Source organism: Sporosarcina beigongshangi, assembly GCF_033485195.1.
Classification (GTDB): domain Bacteria; phylum Bacillota; class Bacilli; order Bacillales_A; family Planococcaceae; genus Sporosarcina; species Sporosarcina beigongshangi.
On record NZ_JAWLIR010000063.1, the window covers coordinates 1 to 12,613 of the forward strand.

Annotated in this window: 9 protein-coding genes; 7 read left to right on the forward strand and 2 right to left on the reverse strand. The window is 34.6% G+C overall.

Annotated elements, in window-relative coordinates:
• The first annotated feature begins 207 nt into the window (after positions 1-207).
• From R2B77_RS17285 to R2B77_RS17305, 5 genes are all read left to right on the forward strand, one after another.
• Positions 208-840, forward strand: a complete 633-nt coding sequence (locus R2B77_RS17285; protein WP_203249297.1) for a recombinase family protein — start codon at positions 208-210, stop codon at positions 838-840.
• Between the two features lie 2 nt (positions 841-842).
• A complete protein-coding gene (locus R2B77_RS17290) occupies positions 843-2,813 on the forward strand; it encodes a site-specific DNA-methyltransferase (protein WP_203249296.1) in 1,971 nt (656 codons plus the stop codon).
• 11 nt (positions 2,814-2,824) lie between these two features.
• Positions 2,825-5,866 carry a type III restriction-modification system endonuclease gene (locus tag R2B77_RS17295; RefSeq protein ID WP_203249295.1) on the forward strand — a complete coding sequence of 1,014 codons (3,042 nt, stop codon included), beginning with the start codon at positions 2,825-2,827 and terminating at the stop codon, positions 5,864-5,866.
• Positions 5,867-5,965: 99 nt separating this feature from the next.
• Positions 5,966-6,928, forward strand: coding sequence for a hypothetical protein (locus R2B77_RS17300; protein WP_203249294.1), 963 nt, complete (start codon positions 5,966-5,968; stop codon positions 6,926-6,928).
• Positions 6,929-7,348: 420 nt separating this feature from the next.
• Positions 7,349-7,633: a CC/Se motif family (seleno)protein gene (locus R2B77_RS17305; RefSeq protein ID WP_203249293.1), complete on the forward strand. Its 285-nt coding sequence runs from the start codon at positions 7,349-7,351 to the stop codon at positions 7,631-7,633.
• A 529-nt stretch (positions 7,634-8,162) separates the two neighbouring features.
• On the opposite strand, the gene R2B77_RS17310 is transcribed toward R2B77_RS17305, so the two are convergent.
• Together R2B77_RS17310 and R2B77_RS17315 are read right to left on the reverse strand one after the other, a co-directional pair.
• The gene (locus R2B77_RS17310; RefSeq protein WP_203249292.1) at positions 8,163-10,226 is read right to left on the reverse strand and encodes a sensor histidine kinase; all 2,064 of its coding nucleotides are present in this window, start codon (positions 10,224-10,226) and stop codon (positions 8,163-8,165) included.
• Entirely contained in the window at positions 10,213-10,899 is a 687-nt protein-coding gene (locus R2B77_RS17315) for a response regulator transcription factor (RefSeq protein WP_203249291.1), read from the reverse strand. Before R2B77_RS17315 ends, R2B77_RS17310 begins: the two co-directional genes overlap by 14 nt.
• 234 nt (positions 10,900-11,133) lie before the next feature.
• On the opposite strand from R2B77_RS17315, the gene R2B77_RS17320 reads away from it, so the two are divergent.
• Together R2B77_RS17320 and R2B77_RS17325 are read left to right on the forward strand one after the other, a co-directional pair.
• The gene (locus tag R2B77_RS17320) at positions 11,134-11,706 is read left to right on the forward strand and encodes a hypothetical protein (protein WP_203249290.1); all 573 of its coding nucleotides are present in this window, start codon (positions 11,134-11,136) and stop codon (positions 11,704-11,706) included.
• A gap of 62 nt (positions 11,707-11,768) precedes the next feature.
• Positions 11,769-12,407 carry a hypothetical protein gene (locus R2B77_RS17325; RefSeq protein WP_203249289.1) on the forward strand — a complete coding sequence of 213 codons (639 nt, stop codon included), beginning with the start codon at positions 11,769-11,771 and terminating at the stop codon, positions 12,405-12,407.
• The last annotated feature ends 206 nt before the right edge of the window (positions 12,408-12,613 follow it).

The following is a 12,613-nucleotide window of genomic DNA, read 5'->3' on the forward strand; positions in this document are numbered from 1 at the left end:
GACGTTATGAAACAGCATTAACAAAATACGATTCTGAGATATAGCTAATAGGGTAAGAGTGTTTGGTATATAATTGCCGGCATTAACTCGGCAGTTATTTTTATGTTTTGTGTTCATTATAAGTACACCCTGTCCAAACAAGCAATAATATAGTATTATAGGTATGTATGTTCAAACAGACTTGTTCATTATATAGAGGTGATACAATTGATTTTTGGATATGCAAGGGTTAGCTCCAAAAACCAAAATCTATCAAGGCAATTACAAGAGTTAAAAGAGTATGGTTGTGATCGAATATATCAGGAGAAGCAATCTGGAAAAGATTTTGAACGACCAGTATACAGAGAAATGCGTTCGAAAATGCGATTTGGTGATGTATTGATCGTACATGATTTAAGCAGGTTTGGTAGAAATAAGCAGGAAATAATGGACGAATGGGAAGCTCTTATTGAAGAAGAAATTGATATTGTTGTACTAAATATGCCGATCTTGGACACACGAAAATATAAAGAATTAGAGGGTGTAGGACAGTTAGTGTCTGATCTGGTGCTTACTCTATTGTCGTGGATGGTAGAGGAGGAAAGAACACGTATCAGAATCGCTCAAAGAGAAGGAATTGAAATCGCAAAGAAACACGGGAAATTTCGAGGTGGTAAAAAGAGGTACCATAAGGATGCAGAAGGTAAGGATAGAGTTATTTTTAATGAAGTGGTTAGATGTTTAAGTGAGAATGTAAGTGTAATGGACATTCATCGTCAAACAGGTTTATCAAGAAACACTATTTACTCTATCAAACGGGAATTTGAAATTACTGAAACCAATCATAAAGCGGAGGAATAATAATGATTAAAGAAACGCTTGATAATAACGAACATGGAAAATTGAATCAAAGGAAAATTGCAATTTTAAAAGAGAACTTCCCCAATTGTTTCTCCGGGGATGCTCTTGATATTGAGAAGTTTAAAAAGGAGATTAATCAAGATATAGATTTTTCTTCTGAAGGCTATGAAATGAACTTTCTAGGGAAAAATTATGCTAAGTACATTGCTGATTCTATTGATACAGAAACAGTTTTGGTACCAAATGTAGAGCATAATTCTAAGCCCAAAAATAAGAAATCAGAAAACATATATATTACTGGTGATAATTTAGAAGCGTTAAAGCATCTGAGGAAGTCATATACAAATCAAGTAGCATGTTGTTACATAGATCCGCCCTATAATACTGGCGGCGACGATTTTGCTTATAATGATAATTTCAAATTCACAAAGAAAGAACTCCAAGATGTTTTAGGTATTGAAGAACAAGAAGCTGATCGTATTTTAAGTATGACTTCTTCAAATTCGTCTTCTCACAGTGCTTGGCTTACTTTTATGTTTCCACGTCTTTATCTGGCAAGGGACTTGCTAAGAGAAAATGGTGTAATCTTCATTTCAATTGACGAAAATGAACATTCACAATTGAAATTACTATGTGATGATATATTTGGAGAAGAGAGTTTTGCGGGTGAAATAATTTGGAAAAACAGCAGTAAAAATGACCAGAATTACATTTCAATGCAACACGAATACATCTTGTTCTATGTAAAGGACAAGAGAGAGAATCCAGGCAATTGGATGGAGAAAAAGGAAGGAATAGAGGAAATCTATAAAGCATTTGAGGGGTTCAGGAAAAAACACGGTGATGATTGGCAGACAATTCATAATGAGGCTTTAGAGTGGTATCAGCAGTTCCCTGAATCAAATCCAATATACTCCAGTAAACATTATTCTTGGATGGATGAAAGAGGGGTTTATTTCCCATCTGATATTTCCGGACCTGATTATGGTCAATATAGATATGATGTAATACATCCAGTAACCGGGGAAGTTTGTAAAGAGCCTGCAAGTGGTTGGCGTTTCCCACAAACAACGATGGATCAGAGAGTTAAGGAAAATCTTGTGCATTTTGGCAAAAGCCATAAAACTATTCCTAATAATAAAACCTATTTAAAGGATACAGAGTTCCAAAGTTTGACCAGTATCAAATATAGAGATGGAAGGGTTGCATCAAAGCAACTAACTACATTGTTAGGGGAAAAGGACATTTTTACTAACCCCAAGGATGTTGATTTAACAGCATTGCTAATAAATGCTACAACCCAAAGTAGTGAGGAAAATATTGTCCTGGATTTCTTCTCCGGCTCAGCGACGACAGCACAATCAGTTATGCAATTAAATGCTAACAATGAAGGTGATTTCAAATATATCTTGGTGCAAATCGATGAACCTGTAAAAAAAGGCTCTGCAGCTGAAAAACATGGTTATAAAACAATAGATGAAATAGGAAGAGAAAGGATTAATCGTGCTGCTCAATTGATAAAGGAGCAGGTAAATGCGGATATTGATTATGGCTTCAAACACTACTATGCGAAAACATTGAATGAAAGTATTATTGATCAAATTAAGGAGTTTGATCCGACCTTTTTAGCATCCGAATTAGAAGTTGAATTCGATAAAGAGACAATACTGACGACCTGGATGAATCAAGATGGCCATGGTCTAACCCCATCAGTCGAGGAAGTTAATCTTGGTGGGTATATTGGTCATTATATCGAAGACTATCTCTATTTATTGGAGAAAGGGTTATCACAACAGAATATTGATACCATTTTATCCAAAATAGTTGAGGATAAAAACTTCAATCCCACAAATATTGTCGTATATGGTTACAATTTCGTTGATTTTAACATCTTGATTCAACTAGAAACAAATTTAAAACAGTTGAGAATTGAAGAAAAGAATATAGAAGTATCTTTAATTAAACGATATTGAGGTGAAAAAAGTTGGATTTGATTTTAAAAAGAAACTTACCGCATCAAGCGATTCCAATCGAGAGGCTTTGTTCAATTTTCTCGAATGTTAATATACAAAAACCAATGAAAAGTATTGAAAATCCAATCATTGATATAAATAATCCCTATTTATATCAAAACATAAAACAACTGCAGGAAGATCTCCCCTCTAATATGCAGGGAGTCAGTCAAGATAAATCGGATTATATGAATATTGATATAAAAATGGAAACTGGTACAGGTAAAACTTACGTGTATACAAAGGCAATTTATGAACTCAATAAATTGTATGGTTTCAATAAGTTCATTATTGCAGTTCCATCTTTGGCCATTAAGGCAGGGACTGCAAACTTCATGAAGATTCAAAGCAATATCAATCATTTCAAAAATGTTTGTGGTTACCAAACAGAAATAAAGCTAAGAACAGTTGAGAGTATTAAAACAAAAAAGGGTTCAAAGAAATATGTACCAAACAGCATTCGTGATTTCGTAACATCATCAAATTTCCAAAAAAATACGATAGAAGTATTGTTAGTGAATATGCAACACTTGAGAGAAAGCAAAAACGGGGTTCTGGTACGTGATGATTATGATTCGCAGATAGAAGGCTATTATAGACCAATTGAGGCAATTTCTGCCACTAGACCTATTATGATAATAGATGAACCACACCGTTTCAGCCGTGAGAACGCCACGTTCAAATTTATTGAGGAACAAGTAAAACCACAGATGATAATACGCTTTGGTGCCACTTTTCCTAGTAAATTCATTGGTAGGGGTAGAAATAGAGTTGAAGTAAAGGATTACCAAAACTTAATATACGACTTAAATATTCATAAAGCATTCGAGCAAAACCTTATTAAAGGTGTGGCAAAAGAGCATGTTGAAAGTCCCGGTAATGAAGAAGAAGTATATAAAATCTTGAAAATGAAAAAAGGCGAGTTTGTTCGGTTCCAAAAAACAGCTCTAAATGAACAAAATCAAACAGTCAAAACAACAAAAGATTTGAAAGTACATGATTCGCTGAGCCTTCTATCCCCGAAACTTTCAGGTATTACAATAGATAGCATTTTGGCTACTAAGATTAATTTAAGTAATGGGGAAGAAAAATTTACAGAGGATGTATTTTTTGCGGATGTGTTTGCAACTTCTTACGTCAGAGAATCCATACGGTTAGCTTTAAAAAGGCATTTTGAAACAGAACGGGAAAATTTCAAACGAAAATTCAAGATTAAAACCCTAGCTTTATTCTTTATCGATGATATTGATTCATTTCGAGACAATAAAGTAAAAGAACCTTATTTAAAGAACATCTTTGAAGAAGAACTGAGTAAAAAACTAGAAGAAGAAATTGATAGATGTAATATCTTTGAATCAGAATATCAAGAATATCTCGAAGAATCCCTTGCTAATATTACTAAAACACATGCGGGCTATTTCGCTCAAGACAACTTATCAACTGATGAAGAAATAGAAAAGCAAGTGAACACAATTCTTTTCGAAAAGGAAAGGCTTTTGAGCTTAGTAGATAAGAATGGCAAGGCAAATACAACACGGTTCATCTTCTCAAAATGGACATTAAAAGAAGGCTGGGACAATCCGAACATCTTTACGATTGCAAAGTTACGTTCTAGTGGTAGTGATAACAGTAAACTGCAAGAAATTGGACGTGGGTTACGACTGCCGGTAGATGAAACTGGAAATCGAATCGAAAATGAAACATTTACGCTAAATTATATCGTAGACTTTACTGAAAAAGACTTTGTGAAAAAGCTAGAAAAAGAAATTTATGGTGATACATCCTTTGAGCAAAAAGTTCTTACAGCGGAGCAGATTGAAAAAATTGCTACAAATAAAGGCTTGAGTAAAGAGGAAGTCCTTATCGACCTTATGAGTAAAGGTTTTATTTCGTTTGATAGAGAGATAAAAACTGACAAGCTACAAGAATTCATTAACGAATACCCTGGAATATTCAATAAACTAGATAAGAATAGAGTCAGTGATCGAAATGTTGATAAAAATAAAAAGGTTGCTATTCGCAAGGAAAACTATTGGAAGTTACAGGATTTATGGGAACAGTTAAATGAAAAATACTATTTACATTTTGACCCGATTGATGATAGTGTACTTATTGGTATTGTCTCAGATGTAATCACAGAGGACTTGATAAACAAAACGGTTAGGCGAACCAAAAGAGAAGCATCGGAAATGGTACAGGGAGAACTGATTTTTAACGTAACCCTGGATTCAATTGATAGTTCAATTGATGATACTTTAAATTATGGAAGTTTTTTAAAGGAGATAGCAGAGAATACAAACATATCCATTCCCTTAATTCATCAAGGGATAGTAAAAGCCTCGAAGTTGAAAAAGATAGAAACAGTATTTTTCACCAGAGATACGGTTAGAAGTTTTTCTATTTATTTCAAACAGCGGGTTTATGATGAACTCCTGAAGATATATTCGTATAAAAGATTACCGAATACAAGAGTCCATCCCACAGAATTAACTGAGGAAAATGGGGGCCCTAGGGATTTCGTAAAGACTTCCGCTTATTTAGGTGTGAATGCAAGCAAAGGAACACCGGTGGAAAATTACTTGTATGACACCATTTTATTTGATTCTGAAATCGAGAAAAACAATATAATCGAGAATATCAGTAGTGTAGAGGTGTTTGGAAAAATACCAAAACGTACCATGCAAATACCTTTCATTGATGGAAGCACGTATAGTCCGGATTTTATGTATGTAATAAAGGATAAAGAAGGAAAGCCTACAATCAATTTAGTTGTTGAGAGTAAAGGAGTAAAGAAGAAGCAAGATCTTAGAGGTACGGAGGAGCATAAAATAGATGCTGCTAATAAACTCTTTGACATGGTTAAAGAAACAGGAATCAAAGATGAATATGGACAAACAAAGTTGGAAGACATAGGCAACGTGTTTCGTAGAAAAGGAATCAGCGTTAGTTATACAAGGCAAACAAACAACGAGAAGATACTTGATTTAATAAATGACTTAATAGACAATGGCTGAAAATCTACTGAACAATACTGGGATGGATAAGTAGTTTGGATAATTGATATATCCTCCTCGATCAAAGAACTTTTCATATGAAAGGAGTTATGGGAGACTATGGAAATTCCAATAGAAATCGTTTCCGATGAAAAAGGCTACTTAGATCGAGAATGTCCACATGAGGAATGTGAGTTTATTTTTAAGATCCATATTGAAGATTGGAAGAATAGAGTTTCTGATGAGAAAGTATATTGCCCAAGATGTGGACATATAGCACCTTCTGATCAATGGTGGACTCAGCAACAACTTAATGATATGAGAGAATTAGCCACGCAATGGGCTATTAGCGAAGTTCAGAAAACTATTCAAAAATCTTTTCGAGAAATGTCCAGGAGTTCAAATAAGTATCTTAAAGTTTCATATAAGCCTGGTAAAAAGGTTACGTTTCACAATAACCCAATTGGTCAACAAGAAGAGTGGGAACTAGAAATTCTTTGTGATCAGTGTGGCACTAAGACAAGCGTTATAGGTACTGCATACTTTTGTCCTTGCTGTGGTCATAATGCTGTTGACCGAGTGTTTAATGTGTCAATGAATCGTGTAAAAAACCAACTTAATTCATTAAACGAAATGCAAGAACTACTCGAAAAAATCCATGATAAAGATATTGCAACAAACATGATTCAAAACTTGACAGAAACAAGTTTGAAAGATGTTATCTCAGCTTATCAAAAATTTGCTATGGAGAGCTTTAATAAAGGCTGTTCCAAAAAGGTAAGACCAAATGACTTTCAAATTGTTGATAAGGGAAGTGGCTTATTCACTAAATACTATGGTATAGGCTATGAAGAATGGTTAACAATTGATGAAATTGATTATATGAACGTAATGTTCCAAAGGAGACATATACTAGAACATAATAATGGTATAGTTGATGAAAGATACCTGAAAAACTCCAATGATACAACCTATCGAGTTGGACAAAGAGTAGTCTGTAAAAAAGGACACGTGGTTAAACTGTTAGAAATCATTAAAAAGCTATCAGCGAATATCTCTTTAACTGTTATAAAATTAAGATAGAAAATCTTTTTTTGAAACCGAGAAGATTATTGGATATTGCAATTAAAGCCTTTTGCCTCCGTAAGTTTTTTATAACCGTAGTTAAAACCGTATTCAAGTTATTAAATGTTGGTAAATAACGCTGGTAAACACTGATGTTATAGCGTTATTGAGAAACCGGGTTCGACTCCCGCCGTCTCCATACTATGAAATCGTCTGATTTCATAAAGTGTCAAACCCCTTGGTATACAAGGGCTTTTTCTTTTGTCTATGTCATCTAGTTTCATTAAACTTGTTTAACATATTTTTTAAAAAGGCTGCTACTTACATATTTAGGAAACGCATCAAGTTCTAATTGAATTCTGAATTGTATTATAACCTAGTGCTCGAAATTAGAAATAAGTGGTATGATGGAAGTGTTAAAACTAGGAGGTGATAATATTGGGTTTAACAATCGAAATAGAAGATAGTGTGAAAGAACTTATGAAGAAAAAAGGTCATACAATTACGTTAGCAAGCTTTATTTTAAGAGGATGTGCTGTATTAGAAGAAATTGAAGTTACATACAAAGAACCAAAAGATAAAACTCAATATCAATTAGTCGAGCAGGATGGATTATTCATCTATGTTCAAAAGACTTTGCGATTTAAAAACGATCAGGTAAGTATAGTTGTAGCAGGCATCGGACCTTTTAAAACAATGGTTGCAGGAGATTTAAAGAGATAAAAGTTTATTTTAGGGAAAATGAAATGAAGTGCATCATGTTCTCTTCGTACTCAGAATTATATTTATAGTCCGACGTTGACCTCATAATTCCTATTTTCATACTTACATATTTAGAGAAGTGTATTAATTTCTCAGGGCCTGGTACTCGACATTTTCAAAAGCAAATGTGAAAGCGTGTGCTGTTCTCCTTTAAGAGCCTTTCTAAAACAGTAGCATATGGTTTCCGAATCTATATAAATAGAAGTACATTCAAATAACCTTTCAAAATAATTAGAGTTAAAATATGGAATGTCTCTACATAGAAAGCTTATGATTTATTTTCAAGAAATTAAATCCTTTATGTCACAACGTCATACGGTTTCATTAGATTTCAACGAAATATAGTCAAAAGTTGAATTTAGTTCGATAGAAAGTTATTGAACTTATCAATCGTGCTTGTTTTGCCGTTCCCGTATTAATGAAATAATATATGTAAGCAAAAGAAGCCATTCCAGTATTGATAGGAATGACTTCAGCTTAAAGACAGTTCTTATTTCGATAAATGTTTTGGTAAGTAAATCATCGCTTTAAATAAATCGCCGTCTACATGGATTTCGAATTTTCCTTTTTGAATTTCAACTAGATTTTTTGCAATGGAAAGTCCTAATCCGCTTCCTTGACTGTTTCTGGATTCGTCGCCTCTTTTAAAACGCTCCATTAATTCATCTGCTGAGATATTCAATTCATTGGCCGAGATGTTTTTAAAGCTAATACGTATCTCAGCCCCTAAATCCTCTATATCTATATATACCCTGGACTGTGTAAGTGTATAGTTAAAGATATTCGATAATAGGTTCTCGATCGTTCTCCACAATAATCTTCCATCCGCTGTGACGTACACCTTTTCTTCCGGATAATTGAGTTTGATGTCTAAACCATTTGCTTCAATTTTGTCATTTAATTCGCCAAGTCCTTGGGTAATTAAAGACACGATCGCAATTTTCTCTAAAGACACGGGGATATTCCCACTTGAGGCCTTAGAAGCCTCAAATAAATCGTCGGTTAACAGTTTGAGCCTTTGTGCTTTTTGATCAAGTACCTCAATATAGTTATCGACTTTGGTTCGGTCCTTTTCATTTTTCAATAAATCCACATAGGTGATAATGGAGGTCAAAGGATTTCGTATATCATGTGATACATTGGTAATCAGCTCCGTTTTTAATCGCTCGCTTTTCAACTCGCTATCGACAGCCTTTTTCAACCCATCCGTGATGCTGTTTACATTCGTAGAGAGCCTTGCAAATTCTCCATTCCCTCCGACTTCAATCCGATGATGTAGATTTCCTTCCTTAATAATTTCAATTCCTTCCTGAATGTGTTGAAATGCCTTTACCTTTTTAAATGCAAACCAAGCTGCGATTCCGATTGTGATCGGGAACATGAAAAATGTTAAAGCGATAAATATTGGATACCCGATGACGATGAGTACTGTCTTTACGGCCACGTTACCGCTTTTATATACCTCTCCAATAAATTTCACTAATCGAGAAATCAACGTATACAGCAATGTATGTTTGAAAAACGTTCTATTTTTTATTTGCTTCACTAGGATTAGAATTAGGGTAAGTTCAAAGGCAGCAATAAGAAACGTGATGATTATGTTTGTTACAGCCATGTTGCCAAAAAGATCATATACCAAGACGATCCATAGCGGAAACAGAAGAAAACATAATGCAAGATTGACGTCATTGTACAAGTTATCTACTGGACGGAAGTGTAACGCTTGATCATGAAATGACCTTCTGCCAACGACAGTCACCAAATAAATAAAGGCAAGAACGAATCCTGCTAAATATCCTACTATTTGATATAAGTTTGTTGTGGCAATGGTCTTTTCTGCTTGCCACTCTCCCATTTTTTGATTTAAAAATGGTTCTGGAAATGCTATAAAAACAACGGTGTTTTCGAGTGCTAATTCATCCATTTGTTCTGTAACCCAATGCAGATCATGATTCTTCTCTGTTACTTTCGGGTAAAATTCTCGTTTGTATTCCTCAAACAGCATATATGCAGGGTAAGTTTCGAACTGTTCCTTTTTAGTCTGTGAACTGTTCGTGAACTCATGGATGCCATCACTAGCATAAAACAATGGCTCATATTCATCGAGATTTTGCGAAAGTATATGATACTGTCTCAAATCATCCTTTATCATCTGTTCTTTCACTTGAGTAAGTTCGTTTTTATATTCTTCTTTAAAAATTTCGAAGTTCTTTTTTTCACTTAGCTCATGCTGGAATTCTCTAGAATGATAAAACTCCGAATAAAACAAGTCATTTTCAGCCGATTTCAATTCATCCTGACGAATGCTTTTGCCACTTAAAATATGTTCCTCACTCTTATACTTTCCTAACAGTAAGGTGAGATCACGAATCAAACCCTCACTTTCCTGAACGTAAGCCGAGCTCTCGAAGTAATGATCTTCAGTGATGCTGCCAAAATTGCCATCATTCACAATCTCTACCTCAAAAAAAGCTTGTACAATTCCCGTTATAGATAGAATGGCAATGATGAAAACAACAATTTTCGTTATGATTGAATGACTAGTACTTTTCAACTTTATATCCAACTCCCCACACTACCTTCAAATATTTTGGTTCTGAAGGATTGATTTCTATTTTCTCTCTGATTTTTCTAATATGAACAGTCACAGTGTTTTCCGGATTAAAGGCCGGTTCCTTCCATACCTTTTCATAAATTTCCTCGATGGTGAATACTCTTCCGGCATTTGCCGTTAGAAGCTTTACGATTTTATACTGAACTGGTGTAAGATGAACATCCTCGCCATCGACGGTGACCTTTTTACTTTCATCATCGATCACTAGTCCTCCCGATTGAAAGAGATTGCTCTTCGTTTCAAGTGCTCCAAATGTGGTATATCTTCGGAGCTGGGATTTCACCCTGGCAATCAGCTCCAACGGATTAAACGGCTTACCCATATAATCATCCGCACCTATATTTAAACCCAGAATTTTGTCATAGTCCTCTGATTTGGCAGAAAGCATAATTAAAGGAATACTATTTCTTTTTCTAATTTCCATCGTTGCACGGATCCCATCCATCTTCGGCATCATAATGTCCATAATAATGAGATGAATGTCATGTTCATTGATGCTTTCAATTGCCTCTAGCCCATTAAAGGCTTTGAAAACGATATAGCCCTCGTTCTCTAAGTAAATACCTATCGCATCAACAATAGCTTTGTCATCGTCACAAACCAATATATTCATGCAGGTCCACTCCTATATGTACGGTTTAACATGTCTTTCACACCTCTTGTTATTCGCATAAAGAAATCATATCAACCAAACCTTAACAAACACCCGACGCATTTCTTAAGATTTCCTTAACAAAAGGTTTCCTTCGATAATAGTAAGGATTTATTAAGAATTCTATCAAGCATTTCTTAAGATTTCTAATTTATAGTCAAGATAAGGTAGCGGATGATGGAAAGGAAGATATAGATGAAAGTAAAAAAGATTTTTCTACTATTAACGGATACAGATACGATGTTAACTAGGGTGATTAAGGCCTACACGAAAATGCCCTATAACCATGCCTCGATTGGGTTCAGTTCCGAATTAGCAGAAGTTTATAGCTTTGGAAGGAAAACGGTCTATAACCCGTTTATAGGGGGATTTGTTAAAGAGGATATTCATTCTATTTTGTTTCAACATGCCGATTGTATCCTTTATTCCATAACGGTAACCGATTATCAAATCGAAAAGATGCGTAGTTACATTCAAAGAATGGATGCGCAAAAGGAAACATATAACTACAATTTTATAGGATTGTTTGGTGTAATGATGAAAAAACCTGTCAAAAGAAAAAAGGCCTTCTTTTGTTCTCAGTTTGTAGCTACTGTGCTAAAGGAAGGCATGATCATAGACGGTGAACAAGACCTTTCTTTGATAAAGCCGAGTGACTTGCCCCATTTGGCAGACTTTCGATTGGAGTTTGAAGGGAGTCTAAAAGATTATCAAAGAAGCGTTATAAACGAAAGTACCTCAGGACTTTGTCAGATTGTTTCTATTTAAAAAATCTGAAGGTATTTGGGTAAATGACACTAACCCGATGATAGATTTTGACGCATCAATGTTTGGATTTGAAAGCAGCTTACTATTCGAAAAATCCAAGCTCCATGATTATTTATCTTATCATGGCTACGCAATTTATTGGAAGGTTTATGAAGAGAAAGTTTCCAATAAATCGCAAAATGCTTAATTCAATAGAGCTTCATATCGATTTGGAGTCGTTGATAAAAGAGTCAATAATTCAGTGTGCGTGGAATTTTTGTAAATGGCAATATTCTTTAACAACCTCATCTGAAAATGTGGATATTTATGTTGCGATTATTTTAAGGAGAAAAATAGTAGCTGCTGTTCTTAGTAGTTTATTATTTGCATTGATTTTTTCATTACCTGGCGGCTTTGAAGAGGACCGATATCTAAATTTATATTATTTAAACTTGATGATTGTAATTACGTACGGTGTTATTGCTTCCTTCTTTAGTGACTGGCTTAGTAGGAAGATTTCTAAAAGAACTTATACCCGTGAAATTACCTCTTTCTTAATTCATTGTTGCTGCGGGGCAGTATTACTAGTTTCTGGTCTTGGTTCTGCTATCTTATTCTTTATTATTGATCGTTTATTAGGTAAGGTGAAAATTGGATGGCTGTCAGTAATCATTGCCTTATTAATCGTAGTACTAGTATTTATAATTATGATTAATAGGTAGGCGAAATAAGCGAATTGACCTTTACTGTACTACCTGTAAACGTATATTCGATAAAATCCTTGCTTCCACAGAAGGATTTTTCTTTGTTTAAAAGTATATTATTAAAAGTGTATCCGATTTCCTCATTTCCCTCTATATAAAGAATAAAGAGGAATGACCACTATAGTAGACCAGCAAGTTATGTGAGTATTGCCGACAGAATGAGC

Bases quoted from the DNA above. Each gene is read 5' to 3' on its own strand.
- R2B77_RS17315 (WP_203249291.1), bottom strand. From the start codon at position 10,899: ATGAATATATTGGTTTGTGACGATGACAAAGCTATTGTTGATGCGATA.
- R2B77_RS17290 (WP_203249296.1), top strand. From the start codon at position 843: ATGATTAAAGAAACGCTTGATAATAACGAACATGGAAAATTGAATCAA.
- R2B77_RS17300 (WP_203249294.1), top strand. From the start codon at position 5,966: ATGGAAATTCCAATAGAAATCGTTTCCGATGAAAAAGGCTACTTAGAT.
- R2B77_RS17320 (WP_203249290.1), top strand. From the start codon at position 11,134: ATGAAAGTAAAAAAGATTTTTCTACTATTAACGGATACAGATACGATG.